Source organism: Kiloniella laminariae (genome assembly GCF_027214005.1).
Classification (GTDB): domain Bacteria; phylum Pseudomonadota; class Alphaproteobacteria; order Kiloniellales; family Kiloniellaceae; genus Kiloniella; species Kiloniella laminariae_A.
The window spans coordinates 48,518-67,365 of sequence record NZ_JAPWGY010000008.1; the positions used below are offsets into that span (position 1 = coordinate 48,518).

The 18,848-nt window shown below is 48.7% G+C and carries 18 protein-coding genes; 8 read left to right on the forward strand and 10 right to left on the reverse strand.

Going from position 1 to position 18,848, the window contains the following annotated elements; all coding sequences use genetic code 11:
* Positions 1 to 16 precede the first annotated feature (16 nt).
* The 5 genes from O4H49_RS17135 to O4H49_RS17155 form a co-directional block, all read right to left on the reverse strand.
* Entirely contained in the window at positions 17 to 910 is an 894-nt protein-coding gene (locus O4H49_RS17135) for a branched-chain amino acid ABC transporter permease (protein ID WP_269424665.1), read from the reverse strand.
* A complete protein-coding gene (locus tag O4H49_RS17140) occupies positions 907 to 2,898 on the reverse strand; it encodes a long-chain fatty acid--CoA ligase (RefSeq protein ID WP_419715236.1) in 1,992 nt (663 codons plus the stop codon). Before O4H49_RS17140 ends, O4H49_RS17135 begins: the two co-directional genes overlap by 4 nt.
* Positions 2,895 to 3,716, reverse strand: coding sequence for an ABC transporter ATP-binding protein (locus O4H49_RS17145; protein WP_269424666.1), 822 nt, complete (start codon positions 3,714 to 3,716; stop codon positions 2,895 to 2,897). Before O4H49_RS17145 ends, O4H49_RS17140 begins: the two co-directional genes overlap by 4 nt.
* Before the next feature lie 75 nt (positions 3,717 to 3,791).
* Positions 3,792 to 4,283 carry a MerR family transcriptional regulator gene (locus tag O4H49_RS17150; RefSeq protein WP_269424667.1) on the reverse strand — a complete coding sequence of 164 codons (492 nt, stop codon included), beginning with the start codon at positions 4,281 to 4,283 and terminating at the stop codon, positions 3,792 to 3,794.
* A gap of 365 nt (positions 4,284 to 4,648) precedes the next feature.
* Positions 4,649 to 5,671, reverse strand: coding sequence for a helix-turn-helix domain-containing protein (locus O4H49_RS17155; RefSeq protein WP_269424668.1), 1,023 nt, complete (start codon positions 5,669 to 5,671; stop codon positions 4,649 to 4,651).
* A gap of 244 nt (positions 5,672 to 5,915) precedes the next feature.
* On the opposite strand from O4H49_RS17155, the gene O4H49_RS17160 reads away from it, so the two are divergent.
* The 4 genes from O4H49_RS17160 (at position 5,916) to O4H49_RS17175 (ending at position 10,713) form a co-directional block, all read left to right on the forward strand.
* On the forward strand, positions 5,916 to 6,929 hold the full coding sequence (locus tag O4H49_RS17160; protein WP_269424669.1) for an alpha/beta hydrolase family protein: 1,014 nt from the start codon (positions 5,916 to 5,918) through the stop codon (positions 6,927 to 6,929).
* Positions 6,930 to 7,979: 1,050 nt separating this feature from the next.
* Positions 7,980 to 8,750, forward strand: a complete 771-nt coding sequence (locus tag O4H49_RS17165) for an SDR family NAD(P)-dependent oxidoreductase (protein ID WP_269424670.1) — start codon at positions 7,980 to 7,982, stop codon at positions 8,748 to 8,750.
* Between the two features lie 178 nt (positions 8,751 to 8,928).
* A complete protein-coding gene (locus O4H49_RS17170) occupies positions 8,929 to 9,621 on the forward strand; it encodes an SDR family NAD(P)-dependent oxidoreductase (protein ID WP_269424671.1) in 693 nt (230 codons plus the stop codon).
* A 3-nt stretch (positions 9,622 to 9,624) separates the two neighbouring features.
* A complete protein-coding gene (locus O4H49_RS17175) occupies positions 9,625 to 10,713 on the forward strand; it encodes a flavin monoamine oxidase family protein (RefSeq protein WP_269424672.1) in 1,089 nt (362 codons plus the stop codon).
* Between the two features lie 31 nt (positions 10,714 to 10,744).
* On the opposite strand, the gene rsgA is transcribed toward O4H49_RS17175, so the two are convergent.
* The 4 genes from rsgA to O4H49_RS17195 all read right to left on the reverse strand — a co-directional run bounded on the left by rsgA (position 10,745) and on the right by O4H49_RS17195 (position 13,846).
* On the reverse strand, positions 10,745 to 11,827 hold the full coding sequence (gene rsgA / locus O4H49_RS17180) for a ribosome small subunit-dependent GTPase A (RefSeq protein ID WP_269424673.1): 1,083 nt from the start codon (positions 11,825 to 11,827) through the stop codon (positions 10,745 to 10,747).
* An 11-nt stretch (positions 11,828 to 11,838) separates the two neighbouring features.
* Positions 11,839 to 12,828, reverse strand: coding sequence for a rhodanese-related sulfurtransferase (locus tag O4H49_RS17185; RefSeq protein ID WP_269424674.1), 990 nt, complete (start codon positions 12,826 to 12,828; stop codon positions 11,839 to 11,841).
* Positions 12,829 to 12,954: 126 nt separating this feature from the next.
* Positions 12,955 to 13,308, reverse strand: coding sequence for a hypothetical protein (locus O4H49_RS17190; protein ID WP_269424675.1), 354 nt, complete (start codon positions 13,306 to 13,308; stop codon positions 12,955 to 12,957).
* Between the two features lie 169 nt (positions 13,309 to 13,477).
* Positions 13,478 to 13,846: a hypothetical protein gene (locus tag O4H49_RS17195; protein WP_269424676.1), complete on the reverse strand. Its 369-nt coding sequence runs from the start codon at positions 13,844 to 13,846 to the stop codon at positions 13,478 to 13,480.
* Between the two features lie 290 nt (positions 13,847 to 14,136).
* Here O4H49_RS17195 and O4H49_RS17200 point away from each other — a divergent pair, with 290 nt between their 5' ends.
* Entirely contained in the window at positions 14,137 to 14,577 is a 441-nt protein-coding gene (locus O4H49_RS17200; RefSeq protein WP_269424677.1) for a GNAT family N-acetyltransferase, read from the forward strand.
* A gap of 52 nt (positions 14,578 to 14,629) precedes the next feature.
* Here the strand turns inward: O4H49_RS17200 and O4H49_RS17205 are convergent, their stop codons facing one another.
* Positions 14,630 to 15,877 carry a threonine synthase gene (locus tag O4H49_RS17205; protein ID WP_269424678.1) on the reverse strand — a complete coding sequence of 416 codons (1,248 nt, stop codon included), beginning with the start codon at positions 15,875 to 15,877 and terminating at the stop codon, positions 14,630 to 14,632.
* Positions 15,878 to 16,161: 284 nt separating this feature from the next.
* Here O4H49_RS17205 and O4H49_RS17210 point away from each other — a divergent pair, with 284 nt between their 5' ends.
* From O4H49_RS17210 to tcyL, 3 genes are all read left to right on the forward strand, one after another.
* A complete protein-coding gene (locus O4H49_RS17210) occupies positions 16,162 to 17,118 on the forward strand; it encodes a LysR family transcriptional regulator (protein WP_269424679.1) in 957 nt (318 codons plus the stop codon).
* Positions 17,119 to 17,369: 251 nt separating this feature from the next.
* Positions 17,370 to 18,170: a cystine ABC transporter substrate-binding protein gene (tcyJ, locus tag O4H49_RS17215; RefSeq protein ID WP_269424680.1), complete on the forward strand. Its 801-nt coding sequence runs from the start codon at positions 17,370 to 17,372 to the stop codon at positions 18,168 to 18,170.
* A gap of 6 nt (positions 18,171 to 18,176) precedes the next feature.
* Positions 18,177 to 18,842, forward strand: a complete 666-nt coding sequence (tcyL, locus tag O4H49_RS17220) for a cystine ABC transporter permease (protein ID WP_269424681.1) — start codon at positions 18,177 to 18,179, stop codon at positions 18,840 to 18,842.
* Positions 18,843 to 18,848: the final 6 nt, after the last annotated feature.

Sequence of the window (18,848 nt, forward strand, 5' to 3'; positions counted from 1 at the left end):
TTTAACCGCTCCCTGCTCAGATACGTTCAATGTCTTTGGTGCCGAACAGCCCGTAGGGCCGGATCATCAGGATGATGATCAACACATAGAAAGGTGCGACAGTGTACATGTTGCCAATATGAAGGAACTGACCATCAACAAATTCGGCCATATTTTCCAGCACACCGATAATCACACCGCCAACGACAGCGCCGATAATGGAATCAAGCCCCCCGACAATGACTGCCGGAAACACCTTGATTCCGATAATTGCCAGAGAGTTTGACACGGCATTGACCAGCCCCAGAACCACCCCGGCAATACAGGAAACCAAGGCGGAAATCGCCCAGGCCATCGAGAAAACCTGTTTGACGGAGATTCCCAGACTTTGCGCCACCTGCTGATTATAAGCTGTTGCCCGCATCGCCAGCCCGTATCTGGAGAACTTGAAGAAATAATAAAACAGCCCCATGACCAGCACGGACAGCACCAGAGACATCAGATAGGCTGTTTCGACCTGCAGCCCCCCAATTGAGACGGTATTCTCGCCAAAGACAGCAGGAAAACGTTCTGCTGAATTTCCAAATATCCAGTTCATCAACGCCTGCATGAAGATCGACAGGCCGATGGTGACCATAATAACCGAGATAATCGGTTCGCCAATCAAGGGCCTGAGGACAACCATCTGGACAACAATGCCGAATATCGTCATGAAAGCCATGGCGAAAAGGAATGCCAGAACAAAGGGCAACTGCATTTTCATAATGAAAAACCAGCAGACCCAAGCCCCGAGCACCAGAAACTCGCCCTGGGCAAAGTTAACCACCTGGGTTGATTTGTAGATCAGGACAAAACACATGGCGACCACGCCATAGAGCATTCCGACGATCAGACCATTGATCAAAAGCTGAAACAGCAGATCCCAGTTCATTGCCCTGCCCCCTTGTTTTCTTTGTCAGATGTATCGAGTGTCTCGACTTTCAACGAAGTCACGATGCGCTGTTTGGTGCCATCCTGAAAATGGATCACGGTATCCACATCAACCTTGCCCTGATCAGAATAAAGCGCCTGGATAATATCGCCGTACTTGTCGGCAATAACCCCTCGACGAACCTTGCGGGTCCGTGTCAGTTCGCCATCGTCGGCATCCAGTTCCTTATAAAGTAACAGAAACCTCTTGATCCGCTGAGCCGGTGGCAAGGTCGCATTGACCATCTCGACTTCAGCCCGCAGCTGTTCATACACCTCTGGTTGGGCCGAAAGATCAGTATAGGTGGTAAAGCGCAGACGTTTTTTTTCTGCCCATTTTGAAACAATGGGATAGCGGATACAGATCATCGCGGTCAGATAAGGCTGGTCTGCCCCCAGGATCACAGCTTCGGCAACATAGGTGGAAAACTTCAGTTTGTTTTCGATATATTGCGGCGAGAACTTTACACCTTTTGAGGTCTTGGCGAGATCCTTGATCCGGTCAATCACGACCAGATGTCCGTTTTTATCAAAATATCCGGCATCTCCAGTCAGAAACCAGCCATCCTCACCAAAAGTTTCCTTACTGGCTTTCTCGTTTTTATAATAGCCCTTCATCATATGCCCGTGCTGAACTACGATCTCGCCCAGCCCCTCTGAATCCGGATTGTCTATACGCAGTTCCACACCCGGCATGGGAGATCCAACCGTATCGTGGTTCACATCATCCGACTTGTGGATCGTATGCGCCCCAAGTGCCTCGGTCTGTCCATAGAGTTGACGCAGGGGAATACCCATCGAGAGGAAAAACTTGAAAGTATCCGGCCCCATGGCCGCCCCGCCCGTCGCTGCAGATTTAAGGTTCTTGAAACCAAGGCGATCGCGCAGTGCTCGCATCAGGAGCCATTCAGAAGCAAGGGATTTTTCACCCTTTTCCAGAGCAGCCAGACCTTTTTTGGCGCCCCACTCATAGGCCGCCTGTTTCCAGGCAGATGAGTCCATCATCTTTGCGCGCACGTCAGCAGCTATCAGTTCCCAGATCCGGGGCGCAAGAAGGACAAAAGTGGGGCCGATTTCCCGCAAATCAGACATTATGGTTGACTGTTCTTCGGGGAAATTGACCCGCATCCGGGCAATCAGGTTCCAGGCTACAGAATACATCTGTTCCATCACCCAGCTCAGGGGGAGCACAGCAAGGTATTCATCTTCCGGGGTTTTCGGGTCCGCGCGTAAATAGGCTGCGGCATGGCCGAGAAAAGCCCGATGCGGCCACATGGAAAGCTTGGGGTTGGATGTTGTACCCGAAGTAGTACAGAGCACAGCGACATCATCAGTATCTGTGGCTTGAACAAGATTCTGATACGCTGTGGGGTCCTTGTCCAGCAGCTTCTGACCAAGCGCTTCAAGATCTTCAATTGATATCAGACGCGGATCATCATATTTGCGCATTCCTCTCGGGTCACAATAGACAATGTGTGTAACAGAGGGAATCTTATCCTCAAGATTTAAAAACTTGTCGACCTGTTCTTCATCTTCGGCGATGACGATTTTGGGGCTGGTATAGTCGGTCAGATAAGCAATTTCCTCTTCCAGTGCATCCCGATAGATGCCCATGCTCATGGCCCGACAGCTGTGCGCCGCGATTTCTCCCCAGACCCATTCAACCCGGTTATCGCCGATCAGAGCAATCGTGTCTCCTGCAACGATCCCCAGCTCAGCCATCCCCAGAGACATACGCGCCACGTGGTCGTGATAATCCCGCCAGGTAAACTGATTCCAGATCCCGAATTCCTTTTCCCGTAATGCCACAGCATCGGGGTAATTTTCGGCATTGAAAGCCAGAATTTTCGGCAGAGTGTCATAGAGCACAACATCAGCATGGCTGCTGGAAAAGGGAGCCCAGTCAATGCTATCCCCGATCATGACAGTATTAAGGCCTGTATCCCTCATAGCGCAGCTGCCTCCCCTTCTTCATCATGCAGCAACTCGTCTTCCTCGCCGAGATATGCCCGCCTGACATGTTCATCTGCCATCACCTCTTCCGGAAGTCCTGCGGCAATTTTTTTGCCAAAATCCAGAACCATTACCCGGTTGGAAATATCCATAACCACGCCCATGTCGTGTTCAATCATCACGACCGTGGTGCCCAGTTCCTCGTTGAGATCAAGAATATAGCGTGCCATATCCTCTTTCTCTTCCAGGTTCATCCCCGCCATGGGTTCATCAAGCAGGATAAGATCAGGGTTGATTGCAATCGCTCTGGCAAGCTCCACCCGTTTACGCAGACCATAGGAAAGTGTGCCAGCAGGTTCGTTTCGCACATGCTGAATTTCAAGAAAATCAATGATATCCTCAACTGCCCGGCGGTGTTCCAGTTCTTCCTTTCTGGCCCCGCCGACCCAATAGAACATCCCTGTCAGGAAATTGTTTTTGAGCAGATGATGCCGACCGACCATAATATTGTCGAGCACCGACATATGGCCAAAAAGAGCAAGATTCTGGAAAGTCCTGCCAATACCTATGGCTGCGCGATCATTGATTGAGCGCCCGATCAGACTACGTCCCTTATAGGTTATTTCACCTTCCTGGGGTTTGTACCGCCCGGAAATGCAGTTAAGCATAGAGGTTTTTCCGGCACCATTGGGGCCGATAATTGAAAAAACCTCGCCCTTGCGGACATTGAAACTCACATCTGTTAAAGCACGAATACCACCGAAACGAAGGTTAATCCCCTTCGCCTCAAGCAAAAGCTCGCCCGATTGAACCAAACCTCTTCTCCCTGTCCACAGCAGCTTTATGCCACCTATGTCCCGCGTGACTTTACATCACGTCTTTCCGCCTGTTTATTTCTGCGTGCCTTTTCCATTTCTGACCAACAAACCCTGGAGAGAGTTAAAGTTGGTAGGAATGACCAAAGGCGTTTCTGCAGTCTCTTTTTTATTACTTGTGTTCATCTCCAACTCTCCAAGCCGGAGGGTTGCAGATGTTTCTACTTCGTTCATCTCCATCAGGATCTGGTCAATATCCTGACGTTTCTTTTCCAATAGGGCCCTGTGCTTTGCTATACAATCAAGCAACCGCTGCAATTGTCCGCTTTCACCCGGTTCAAGATCATACATTTCAATGATTTCACGGATTTCTGCCAAAGAAAAACCAAGGCGTTTGCCTCGTAATATCAAAACCAGTCGCGCCCGATCTCGTGAAGAATATAATCTTTTACGCCCTTCTCTCTGGGGGTTGAGAAGTTTTTCCCCCTCGTAAAACCGCAAGGTCCGGGTGGTTATCCCAAACTCGTTTGTCAGTTCGGTAATGCTATAGAAGCCCCGCCCATTCATATACAGATCCCTTAACATCTTACGTAAAAGTCAATCACTTTCACCTGAGCTTTTAGAGCCCTTTTATAAAGATGCTTTGTTACTTCCTGTTCACACCTAGAGACAAAATATTGTTTTTAAAGATATTTTTTTTAATCTATTACGTAATGCCTTCTTAGGTAAGCTCATAGTGTCATCTGCTGATTTGCAGATAAACACATAATTCTGCAGCAGTGGTCTGCAATTTCGCAGATCAAAACATTAAAAGCCCGATATATACATATGAATTCAGCCTCCTACTCGAAATAGCGACCTATTCACCCGTCAAAGTTTTGTAATTATATTACTCAAAACTATTCGCTCAGAAGCTCGTTCAAAAAACAGAATCAGTCAGAAAACCTGGCACGCCAGTCTTTGGGAGAAAGCCCCGTCACTCTTTTAAATTCCCGATTGAAGTTCGATTTTGTCAGGAAACCAGCCTCAAACATCACGTCTGTAATCCGTGCTTCTGTATTTTTCAAAAGTCGACAGGCCTCCCCCACGCGCAGTTCGTTAACAAACTGAGAGATATTTTGCCCTTTAACCCGGTTTATAGCCTCCGAAATACGTCTCGCAGGGATCGCGCTCTTACGGGCCAAACGATCGAGATTGAGATCAAAATCACGGTAAATTTCCTTGGTTGATAGCAAGCTGTTGATCTTGTCAAAAACTTCAAAATCATCTTCTTCGGCCAGTCTTACGTCGGGCTCTGGAACAGAGGCAGCTTCAGCTTCCGGTGATCGCCCTTGGCCAGCCAGGGTCGCCATCAGCCCAAGGGTCAAAAGTACTGGAACATTGGCGAAAGCGACAATTTTGGCTGAAATATCCCCTGCGCCGGAGCGCATATCATAAGAAATAAAAATATCTATTCCGGCGAAAAAAAACAGCGCCAATGCAGTGATTACCAAAGCCCGGTGCGCGTTCTTCGCTTCATCCAACCGAACCATGCGCAGCTTATCAATCCCCGAAAAAGCCAGATGAGCGAGCAGGATAGCGTATAAAAGATATATCCCGATCAGGAAGAGGTCGATAAAGCGGGGAGACAGTAAAACCATCAATAAAATCAATATCGGCGGCACCAGGTGTTTTATATCTCCGGGCCATATTACGGTGGGGCCAGAACGGGAAAGACTTCTGAAACAGAGCCAGGCTAACGGAGCCCAGGCGGCTGCCAGAACGGACTGTACAGGCAAAAATGTCAGGATATCATAGCCCCAGCGGACACCAATCAGAACCGACAGAACAACATAAAAACCAAGAAGAAGAATAAAAAATCGGCTGGATGGCAACTCTCGCCCCTGACGGAGCAACTGAAAGATTAAAATCAAAAGCAACAGGGTTACAACAAACGGTAGCGGCACAAAAATCATCAATAAATCTCACACTCCACAACCAGCGGACCTACATTTCATATCGAAAGATCTCTCCGCTTGGCAAAAAGTTGGCTCTCTCTCGATGCTCGAGAGCCTCATCTGACAAGAAAATGATCTTAAACGCGATTCAGTACGACCTTAAACATGATCAAGGTCTCAAAAGAGCAGTGAATCCGGGATAGTCACTCACCCCTGTCGCAAAAGACAAGCCTGATCATATAAGTTTTAAGAAAGGTCTCCAATGAAACTCTATTCTCTGATAACCATTTCTGTCAGCACGTTCTGCCTGTTTTCTCAACTATCCTTTGCTTCCTCTACAGGATTTCAGTTTCACAAAATATCTGATCCTGATGATCAGCCATTTGAAATCGGCATATGGTACCCGACAGATGCTGAAGCACCGGCAGAGCCCAACACACCTTTTCTACAAGCCCTGTCCATTAATAGTGAACCAGCCGGAGCGAATTTACCCGTCGTCCTAATGTCCCATGGTTATGGCGGTTGGATGGCAGGTCATGCAGATACTGCCCTCACCCTAGCACAATCCGGTTATGTTGTGGTTGCCCCCACCCACACTGGCAACAACTACGAAGATGAAAGCTATCCCCCCTCTCGCTGGATGCAAGATCGTCCCCGCCATATCAGGCTCGCTCTTGATTACATCCTGTCTAGCTGGGAAAGCAGAGAAATTATAGACCCTGGGAAAGTTGGTATTTTCGGCTTTTCTGCAGGGGGATACACGGCCCTTGTTTCATCCGGCGCCATACCGGATATCAAGACAATGCTCTCGTATTGCGCTGACAGCCCGGAAGAACTGGCCTGCACACTTGGCCTGAAAGAAGATCCGAAAATTGCCGAACTGGCAGAATTATTCGTTGAAAACTGGGGACATGATTCCAGAATATCTGCAGCGGTCGTTGTTGCCCCGGGGCTCGGATTTGCCTTCAACAAACAGGCCTTGAAACAGATAACAATCCCTGTCCAGCTCTGGGCGGCGGCCAATGATAAAAATGTACCTTACAAAAGCAATACAGCGATTGTTCGCCAATCCCTTCCTCAGGAACCGGATTATCATCAGGTTGAAAATGCCGGGCACTTCGCTTTTCTCCCTCCCTGTAACCCGCGCCTGAAAGGAGCCAATCCCGAAGTCTGGAATATGGTCTGCGTAGATGACCCCAGCTTTGATCGGACCATGTTTCACCTGATATTCAACCAGAAAGTCCTGGATTTCTTCAATAAAAGTCTCGGCAAGTAATAATGGAACACACCAAAGAGGCGGGGATACTCCCCGCCTCTCCCGAGTATTGTCACCTATGCGTTGTTGCCAAGGTTGCAAGCGATCTGAGCCTTACATAAACCTTTCCCATGAGCGGTTGAAACCACCCATTCCCTCGGGAGGTCCCGGGTCTTCAGGAAGGCCAATATCACGACGTAACCTGCGAGGCAGGTCTTGCAAACGCGTGGTTGCTTGGCGATTTAAGAAAAAGTTGCTTACAAACTGAATAAGCCTGGTCATGTCTATTCTCCATATGAATAGGCCACGACTATCGGGAAACGTGCTGTGTCACTCGTACTTTTTCATTAGAAACACATCAGACAACTGTTTGTATCAAAAAGAATAATACAACATAACTTGAGGAAAACGCACTTCCGCAAGCAAGTTTTTTCTCGTCATCAAGACAAGCCTGATCAAGATACGAAAAGATTGCTGATATGGTTAAAGAAAAAGGTGAATTACCATTCCTGACAGCCGGAGCCGGGTATAATCACGGGGCCAAAGGGCTTAGCCGAGATTACATCGGTTGAATGCTGATTTGGAAACACGAGTGACAAGAGCTTCAGGTGCACACAACCCATATGCACTCGTGCGAATATATGCAGAGGCAAAAATACGGGTCATAAAGCAGTCCTTCTGAAGTCTTATTGATAATACACGCGAACCTTGTAACTCCGTCCGACATTTTTGCCAAGCCCGGTTCATTACAAACCGTGACAACAAGGTCACTGTGATGCATTATTGCAACAGCTCTGCCGCCAAAGACACAACTGACGACCAGCTTCCCAGGTTCAGTCTTCAAGCCGAAGCCCCGCTTTTCATAACCTCATTTAGAACGGTCACAAGCTATTTTTTAAATGTTTTTTTTGAATTGCGCTCACAATCATCCCTTTGTTTTATTTTGCTATTTCATCAATTTCTGAAAAAATAATTCATAAACATATCTATCTATAGGTAGTTTTTTGTCTTGATATTTTTTCAAACAGGTTTACATACAACTCATACCTACCTACTGATAGATTGGAATGAATGATGAATAATTTGGCGACTTTGATTATTGGTGGATCAAGCGGTATGGGCAAAGCCACCGCCCGAAAACTGCGTGCGCGGGGCGAGAACCTTATTCTCCTGGGCAGAAACATTGAAAAACTGGAGACAACTAAAAAAGAGCTTTCCACCGAGGGCAGTGGCAATATTGAACTCAAGGCAGTCGACCTCTATTCGCAAGAACAGGTCACAGCGTTTACCCAACAACTGAAACAGGAAACCTGCCATATCAACAAGCTGGTTAACGCAGCGGGTTCTTTTAAACCTGTTTCCTTTCTTGAACATACCCAGGATGATTTTGACGGGTATCATCAACTCAACAAAAGCCTGTTTTTCATTACCCAGGCCATCGCAGGTAATATGAAAACCAACGGCGGTGGCGCCATTGTCAACATCGGATCCATGTGGGCCAAACAGGCGATCAAAGCCACCCCGTCATCAGCTTATTCCATGGCCAAGGCAGGACTACATGCCCTCACCCAACACCTTGCCATGGAACTGGCCGACCACAATATCCGGGTTAATGCGGTCTCTCCGGCAGTGGTCGTTACGCCGATTTTTGGCTCTTTCATTGAACCTGCCCAGATTGAAACAACCTTGACCGGGGCGTTTGATCACTTTCACCCTATCGGGCGCGTTGGCAGAACCGATGATATCGCTTCAGTAATCGACTTTCTGCTCTCGGAACGGGCAGCATGGGTAACCGGAGCTATCTGGGATACAGATGGCGGGGTCATGGCAGGGCGGAACTGATTTTATGTAGAATCAGGAAAAGCAGGTATAAACCAGTAGATAGCCCTGATCTCTTCCGTCAACTCACGATAACGCCTAAAGCCCGGATGCCTTTCCGTGCAACACTGCCGCAAGAGTCCTTTAACAGATATCTGACCAGCTCTTGCGGCATTCCCCCCTCAACCAGAGGAGACCCGAGATGAACAAGACAAAACCCTTGGCCATTATTGCTGGAGCTGGCCCCGGATTAGGGCAGGCCGTTGCCAGAAAACTGGCGCAGGAAAACTATCGCGTCATTGGTTTGAGACGTTCATTACCGTCAGCAGAACGGATATCAGGTGTAGAATTCGCACAGCTTGATCTGCAAGATAACCTTGCCACAGAACAGACCCTCAATACCTATATAAGCAGGTACGGTCCGCCGGAAATACTGGTCCATAATCCGGCCAAACTGATGATCAAACCCTTTCTTGAAACAACAGCTGAAGACTTTGTAATGGCCTGGAAGTCTATGGTGCTCAGTGCCGTAAACGTTTGTCAGGTAGTGCTTCCTCACATGCTCCAATCAGGCCAGGGCAATATTATCATTTCTGGTGCTACAGCAAGCCTGCGCGGGGGAAAAAACTTCGCTGCGTTTGCTTCCGCAAAATTTGCCCTGCGGGGCCTTGCCCAGTCCCTCGCCCGGGAATACCAGCAACAGGGCATTCATGTTGCCCACGTCATTCTCGACGGTATTATCAATACAGAAGCCAGTCGATCTCTCCATAAACTAGCCTCTGAACGCATGATGTCACCGGATGATATTGCCAAGATTTACTGGCAGTTGATACAACAACCCCGGTCGACCTGGAGCCATGAAGTCGATGTTCGTCCTCAGCAGGAAACCTTTTAAATAATGTACTGTGAAAATATCATTATTGGCGGGGGGATCAGCGGCCTCTACCTTGCCTATCGCCTGCATCAGGCCGGAAAGGACTTTTTGTTGCTTGAGGCAAGAGACCGCCTTGGCGGACGCATTCTCGCCCATCACCCCATTTCAGATAAATCTTCGCTTGATTTTGGCCCCACATGGTTCTGGCCCGGGCAGGAACAGATGGAAAAACTGGTTCAAGAGCTCGCGGTTCCCGTGTTCAACCAACAAAATCAGAGCGATATTCTTTATGAAGATCCATTTGTAACTGCAGAACGCATTGCCCCCCAGGCTTTTCAAATACCTTCCAACAGACTGGAAGGCGGGATGATCCAACTGATTGAAAAGCTTGTGGCTGCTTTACCCCCTCACAAGCTGTTACTGTCCCATCAGGTTCACGCCATCACTCATCCCGGAGACCATACTCCCGGCTGCGTGCAGGTCGAAACCATACAAGGAAATTCACCGTTTTCCTCTCCGCAGATTTTTATTACCCTGCCTCCACGCTTGAGCGCGAAATCAATAAACTTTCACCCGCCCCTTCCCGAACACACAACTTCAGCCATGTTATCCATCCCAACCTGGATGGCCGGACAGGCCAAAGCTCTGATCACCTTTGAACAACCCTTTTGGCGTGAACAAAATTTATCAGGTCAGGCCTTTAGTAGGATCGGCCCGATGATGGAAATTCATGATGCATCAGCAAAAGAAACAGCCCCCTATGCCCTTTTCGGCTTTTTGGGCGGCAGCGCTCTCACACGCTCTGAACTTGGCGAAGAAGAGCTTGTTCAGGCAATCAAAACCCAGCTTGTCCGCCTTTTTGGAAAAAATGCCCAAACACCTCTGGATGTCGCTATAAAAGACTGGGGACAAGATCCCCATACCGCGACGACAGAAGATCAAAACCCGCTCAAGGCACATCCAGAATATACGATGCCGGAGAGCCTGAAAAATCTGTGGGAGGGTCAAATTATCTTTTGTGGAACAGAAGTGGCCCAAAGAGATGGCGGATATCTGGAAGGCGCTTTGGTTTCGGTTAATGACGCGCTTTCTAAATTTCATATAAAACATTAAATTATCTACGTAAACACCTAAATATAAACGATTATCTTTTTCTAAATTTGTTTTTCCGCTTTGTTTTTTCTTCTGCTTTTAACTGCTCTCTCCAACCCACAGCCGTGTCGCGGTCTGCCTCACTTTGCGTGTCATCTGTCAGCCGCAGATTGTGCCATCGTTCAAGCCGCGAGGCCGAAATAGCTCCCTTCGAGACCCCTTCGAGCAATGCACAGCCGGGCTCTTTCTCGTGCTTGCAATCCCGAAAATGACAATGCTTGCTCGCTTCGGTGATATCGCCAAACAAGCGGCCTATTCCTGTCATGACATCCTGCAGGCGCAGCCTCTGGATCCCCGGCGTATCAATTACCCAGCCACCTGCCCTGACCCTGTGCAAAGATCGGGCCGTGGTTGTGTGGCGTCCGCGGTCGTCCTTTTCCCGAATACTCCCCGTCGCCTGATCAAGTCCTGCCAGACCATTCAACAAGGTTGATTTCCCGACACCGGATGATCCTACCAAGGCAACGCTTTGTCCCGGACCACACCATTGATCAAGTTGCCTGAGATCATCCCCGTTTCGGGCATCGAGCACCACAACAGTCAGATCTGGAGATAATGACCGGGCTTGCTCTTCCCACTTTCGGGTACTTTCAACTGTATCAGCCTTGGTGATAACAATTACAGGATGGACCCCGGCCTCGAAAGCCAGGGCAAGAAAGAGATCAAGCCAGGAAAGTTTAAAGTCTGCATTGCAAGAGGTAACGATAAAAAGTGTATCGACATTGGCCGCAATTAACTGGCAGCTTCTCTCACCTTCAGAACGGTTTGGCCCTGCCATCAACCGCTGTAACACCGACTTCCGCTTTAACAGTCGGACCACCTGCCCGGTATCAGCATCCGCCAAGACCCAGTCACCAACAGCAAAATCGCCGGTGTTCTGTTCTTTAGGTGGATAGAGAACCTGCTCGCCCCCGGAATTTCCAACACCAGATATCGCCCGAAAACGAACACGCTGCACCCGGGAAATCCGCATGGGAACAGGCAGGATTTGGGCGCGACCATCAGAGGAAGTCAAATCGGACTGGACAAGCTGATCCTGAAAGAAATCCGACCAGCCCAGGTCCTCAAGTGACATGTCGGAGCAGGTCACTCCTGTTGATTGATCTGCTGTTGAGACTGGCGCTTCAGGAGCTTTTCCTGGCGACGCTTTTCCTTGATCGCCGCAACTTCGCCCCCGATATGATCAATACCCATCTGGCGCGAGAGTTCTACCTGTTTTGCCCGCTCTTCAAAGCGCTGTTTCTGTTCATCACTCAATTTGTCATGACACAGATGACAGGAAATTCCCTTAAGGTAATAGGGGCTTTCTTTGTCTGCTTCCGTCAGCGGCATCCGACAGGCATAACACTGGTCGTATTGGCCTTTTTCCAGATTGTGTTTGACCGCGACCCGGCTATCAAAAACAAAACACTCCCCTTCCCAGAGAGACTCTTCTTCCGGCACTTCCTCAAGATACTTCAGAATACCACCTTCAAGATGGTAAACCTCGCCAAAACCCTGCTGCTTGAGATAAGCTGTCGACTTCTCGCACCGGATACCACCGGTACAGAACATCGCGACTTTCTTGTTCTTCGCATCGGCAAGGTGCTCTTGCACATAGGCTGGAAATTCGCGGAAAGTTGCCGTCTTAGGATCAATCGCATTCTTGAATGTACCGATCCCCACCTCGTAATCATTCCGGGTATCAACCAGCACGACATCCGGATCGGAAATCAGCGCGTTCCAGTCTTTTGGCTTTACATAGGTTCCCACAATATCATTGGGATCAATGCCCTCGACACCCATGGTGACAATCTCTTTCTTGAGTTTGACCTTGGTACGATGAAAGGGCAGTTCCGCGTGGAATGATTCCTTGGTAACAATATTTGCCAGACGGGGATCTGAACGAAGATAGCCATGAAGCGCTTCAATCGCTTCTGGCGTTCCGGCAACAGTACCGTTGATACCTTCGCGGGCGAGCAGAAGTGTCCCTTTGACATTCTGTTCAAGCATGAATTTTTGAAGAGGTTCCCGAAGACTCTCGAAGTCTTCCAGTACGGCAAAATGGTACAGCGCCGAAACGACGTAGTTTGTCATGACTTTTCCTTGTGCGGGCTGGAATGCAAAACCAGAGCTGCAATTAAAGTTGACCGCTGTATATCAAACGGTTTTTGTCAAATCAAGTCGAGCTATTCGTTCTAGAGAGTATCTCAAGCAGAGCTATCACTTCAAGAACCCTCCAAGACCATCATTGGCTTTGAAAATTGTTACAGACCCGCCAGGATTTCTGCACGAAACCGAAATTTGCTCCACACGGTCAACCTTGCGGTCAAATTGCCTGCGTGTGGTGTTGTAAAAACTGGAAAAAGGAAAGACTTTTGTCTCTCCGGGCTTAAAAGTCCCCTGCTCAGGCGCATAGGAAAACCCTCCGGCCCCGTTCACCAGGATCATGCAGCCATCAATCGTCCGGCTGTCTTCGCTTTTGATCGTCACACTGCCTTGCCCGAGTGAGGCCAGGACAAAGTCATAATCCCCTTGGGAACCATCACAGCCAGTCACCAGAAACAGTGTACTCAACAAATAAATCCAACCGTTTTTCTGGTTCACTCTGTAAATCTCCCGCGCACAATAGACAAATAGGAAACCGAGGCATCTGGCCAGGGGAAGCCTAGTCCAGTGCTGGTTAATAAATCATCTCAATAGGTGGAAGATTTCCAAATAAATTGCTTAGGAACGGTGCGGTTGTTTAGCCGAGGAAGTTTCCAAACCCTGTCCGGGAGTTGAACAGGATGGCTTTGCCCCTTGGTTTGGAACAGTTGATTGAAATTTCTTCTATCCGGTTGATTTTGGGATCAAATTGACGTTTTACGGGGCTGAAAAAATTCGACAGCACCAATACCCTCTGCTCGCCTTTGCCAAAGTTGATATTTCCTGGTTTATGCCAGAAGCCATTTATGCCATTGAGGAACACCGCGCAATCGCTCAAAGCCTGCCCTTCAAGGCTTTTAAGCGCTATGGTTGAGCGACTTTTCGTCACCAGCTCAAAGTCGAGATCTTCTTTGTCCCGTTTGCAGCCAGACAAGACCAGCAAAACCAGAACAGTTGCCAACACCATAAGAAGCCCTGAGCTTTTTTCACCTGGAGAGAACAAGGTAACATTCCTCTGTTCCAAGAATTTCGATGGTCATATGAGTTCGTATTGCGGAAGAAAACCACAACATCAAAGAGAAAGGACGGCACAATTATGGGTTAGCATTATTACTGTAAAAACAACAATGTCGAGGAGTTTCATATTGCATTTTATCTATCAGCCAATCATCATATTTCCCCGATATGTTGCAACAGGGAAACCTTATTCACTGGCCCTGACCTCTCATTCTTTCCTACACACCCCTTCGGTACAAAATGAGTAAGACTTTTATTCGCGAAATGGTCTCAACAGATCATCCCGCTCTTCTGGATCTCTTCAGAGAAACACCCGGCATTACATTGCGAGAAGCGGACAGCCAGGAGGCGACAAAACGCTATCTGCAGCGGAATCCCGGCCTGAACTTTGTCATTGAACATGATGCAGGAATTGTTGGTTGTGTTATGTGTGGTCACGATGGGCGCAGAGGGTACTTGCAACACCTGATCGTCAAGCCAGAATTCAGAAGACAGGGGCTAGGAGAAGACCTGGTTAATAGATGCATTTCGTCCCTGAAAGAACTTGGCATAGACAAAACCCATATTTTTGTCTTCAAGAACAACGGCCTGGCCAATAGATTCTGGCAATCGAAAGGCTGGTCCCTGAGAGAAGGGGTAAATCTCTATTCCTATACTGCGTCCGGGAACGAAAATGCCTGACCCTGCACTTTCGTATCCGTAATCATTAACCTGTGTCACCTAACCAGCGCTATTAAATAGATGAATAATCAATTGGCTGGTTTTTATCCAAACGTCGGCTGATGACTGGCATGGGATATTTAAGCCCGGTTGCACAGTTATAGAGTACAGCCCGATCACTGGCTTTAATCCTCCCCTCGGCAACCGATTGTTTGTAAGCAGCAAAGGTTGCGGCTCCCTCCGGGCACAATAACAGGCCTTCTTCTCGCGCCACTTCTGCTTGCGCCTGGACTATATCCTTGTCCTCAACTGCGATAGCAAAACCGCCACTTTCCCGGACAGCGCGTAAAATCAAAAAATCTCCAACCGCGACAGGTACTCTGATGCCAGAGGCAATCGTAAAGGCATTCTCCCACAGCGGTGCATGTTCCTCTCCATCCTCAAAGGCTTTGACGATAGGTGCACAACCGGTTGATTGGACCGCCACCATCTTTGGCCGTTTACTGCCAATCCAGCCGATAGCCTCCAGTTCGGCAAAGGCTTTCCACATCCCGATCAAGCCTGTACCACCACCCGTCGGATAAAAGATCACATCGGGGACATCCCAACCCAGCTGTTCGGCCAACTCCAGACCCATGGTTTTCTTGCCTTCAATTCTGTAGGGTTCTTTCAAAGTTGAGCAATCAAACCATCCTGTTGGCTCTTTGCCTTCACCGACGATCTTGCCACAATCATTAATCAGGCCATTGACGCGATAGACTTTTCCCCCCTGATACTCGATCTCGGACACATTTACTTCCGGTGTATCGTCAGGACAAAAAATGGTTGTCTCCATTCCTGCCCTTGTTGCATAGGCCGCCATTGCTGCCCCGGCATTGCCATTCGTAGGCATCGCCAGACGACGAATACCAAGCTCTTTGGCCATTGCAACGGCCAGAGCAAGCCCCCGCGCCTTGAAAGACCCGGTCGGGAGGCGCCCTTCATCCTTGATCAAAAGCTCACCGCCCTTTGCTGCAAGTTTATGTAAAGGAATGAGCGGGGTCATCACCTCCCCCAGACTGACCACATTGCTACTTTGCCGGACAGGCAGGAACTCCCTGTACTTCCAGAACCCTCCTGGACGTGCTGCCAGAGCATCTTTACTGACAGACGTTGCCAAAGCCGGGAGATCATAACGTACCAGGAGAGGCTTTCCTGCAGGAGACAGCCCATGAATCTGGTTTGAAGGGAAAGTCTCCCCTGTGTAGGAACACTCGAGATGGGTCACAAAATTCGGAAAATCATTTTCTATAGCCGGGTCAAAAACAAAATGTCCAGACATTCAAATCTCCCATAGAGCCAATCAATTGCAGCAGGTTTAAAGGTTCCGTTTCATTCGATCCCGACCACAAGATCATGAGACGTTCCGATAGAATGACCCGACCTTTCAAGAAAGAAAAGCCGCCTCACAAAAACCAATTCCATAATTAGGTTTTTCCGATTTTAGACACCGTTTTTCTGAAATATATTGATACAAATTAAAATATTATCATTAGTTATACTAAAGATTATGATTTATTCATAAGCAAGGAATTCCTTGAACTGATCGGCTTGCCCCAGATGCACATGACCAAAAATATGAACCTGCGGGCGATGGAGATTTTTGTAATCGTCGTGGACAAAGGCAGTATGGCCGACGCATCAAAAGCCTTGGGAATGACCCAATCTTCAATCTCTCAGCAAATTTCCAATCAGGAAGAGCTCTTTGCGGTAAAACTATTGGATCGTTCTGTCAGACCCTTAACACCGACGCCTGCAGGACAGTTATATTACGACCACGCCATCAAGACACTTGATGCCGCGACTGGCATGTGGAATGCCATGCAGAAGGCAGACCAGAATTCACTGTACCAGATCCGGGTCGCCGTCATCGATACACTGGCAGATACACTTATTCCTGCCCTGTCCTATGATCTGGGCAAACGCTATCCGGCTGGCAGAATAAAAATATGGAGTGGACAGACCGGAGATCATCGCACTGCATTGCTGGAACGCAGAACAGATCTGATCATCACCATGGATCAGATGGAAGATGTTGATTCTATGGAACGTTACCCCCTCTATCGAGAACCTTTTGTTCTCGCAATCCCGGCAACTGTCGCAAAAGAAGGTGACCTGCTTGACGTCCTGGTGAAAAAACTCCCCTTTATCCGCTATAGCCCCAGATTGCAGATCGGCCAGCTGATTGAACAGCAGCTCAGGCGGTTACGTTTGAACATCCCTCATCGATACGAACTGGATACAACCAGGGCAATCATGCCCATGGTTGCTGCAGGACGGGGCTGGACCCTGACAACACCCACCGGACTGCTCGACTGTCGCCATTTCCTTGAAAACGTCAAAATTCTCCCCCTGCCCTTTACCAGCTTTTCACGTCAGATTTCTCTTGTCGCCCGGGATCGTGAGTTGGGGAATTTACCAAGGCAGCTTGCCCTGATCTGCCAGGAACATATTAAAGCAATCGCAATGCCACAGATCCTGTCGAAGCTCCCTCCGGAAATTGAATCTGTGAGCTACGCCTGAAAACTCCCGTCAAAAATATTTGTAGCACAGGTTTCTGGCATAGTTTTTTTTGGCTTAGTTTTTTGGTCTAGGCCGCACGCCTATTTATAAAAAACAAAACCTTCCTGTTTTCCCCTCAAAATTAAACACAATATTTTTGTTAAATGAAATTTAATAACTATTTTTTTTGTAAATAAACTTGTAATCAAAATAGTCCTGCGCCATATCTGCGCCAACAGCTCCTTACCTATTCATTCTGATTGCGAGTCATCATGCGTAACACTCCTGTTAAAAACCTTTTTTCTGCTGCCATCCTGACAGCCACCCTCTTCGGCCTCTCTTCTGCTCCTGCCAAGGCGGAAGGCGAACTTCTGGCGACAGTCAAGGAACGCGGCACATTGCTGGTTGGCCTGGAAGCCACCTATCCCCCCTTCAACTATCAGGATGAAAACGGTGAACTTGTCGGCTTCGAAGTTGATGTCGCCAAAGCCATTGCTGAACGCCTTGGTGTAACTGCGGAATTTGTCCCGACAAAATGGGATGGCATGCTGGCCGGACTTGAGACCGAACGCTTTGACGTTATCACCAACCAGGTAACCATCACCGAAGAGCGCCAGAAAAAGTACGACTTCTCACAGCCTTACACGGTATCGGGTATTCAGGTCATCACTCTGAAAGATAACCAGAACGACTATACAGTCCCCGCTGATCTTGAAGGCAAGAAAGTCGGCGTTGGCCTGGGAAGCAACTATGAAGACTGGTTGACAGCCAATGTTCCGGGCGCCGAAGTGTCCACCTATGACGAGAACGCAACCAAGCTTCAGGACCTTCTTGTTGGCCGGATTGATGCCTTCCTGAATGACCGTCTTGCAGCAGCTTACCTGCTTGAACACTCCGATGGCCGGATTGTTGCCGCTGGAGAGCCTTTTGACAAACAGCGCATGGGGGTTGCTCTTCGTAAAAACAACGAAGACCTGCTGCTTGCCCTGAACAAGGCTATTGACGAATTGCGTGCTGACGGCACACTGGCAGCAATTTCGCAAAAATGGTTCAAACTGGATGTAACCAAGTAATAACTCATGGATGAGATCACAAAACTGATTCTCGACTCGGTCCCTTTCCTCGCGAAGGGGACCGCTTACACTCTGGGTCTGAGTCTGGGCAGCATGACCCTTGGACTCGCCCTGGGTTTTGCCGTTGCCTTTATGCGTCTCTCGCCTTTGCGTCTGTTTAACTGGCCGGCAAAATTCTTTATCTCCTTTATCCGCGGCACCCCTCTGATCGTGCAGCTGTTTCTGATCTATTACGGCCTGCCTGAATTTGGCATCCGCCTGGATCCGATCCCCGCCGCCCTGCTCGGATTAAGCCTGAACGTCGGAGGATACACCGGGGAAATCCTTCGCGGTGCCATCGGGGCAATAGAACGCAGCCACTGGGAAGCCGCCTATTCCATAGGTATGACCCCGTTTCAGGCCATGCGTCGGTCAATCCTGCCCCAGGCGATCCGCATTGCCCTGCCCTCTCTTGGCAATACCTTCTTGAGCTTGCTCAAGGACACCGCCATTGCCGCAACGATCCAGGTCCCGGAACTGTTCCGACAGGCCCAGTTGATCAGCGCCAGAACTTACGAAATCTTTGCCATGTATATATCGGCAGCTGTTATTTACTGGATTTTTTCCACGGGCCTTTCCTGGTTGCAAAACCGGCTGGAAAAAAGAGCTAACCGTCATTTAAGGGCAGCTTAGAATGAA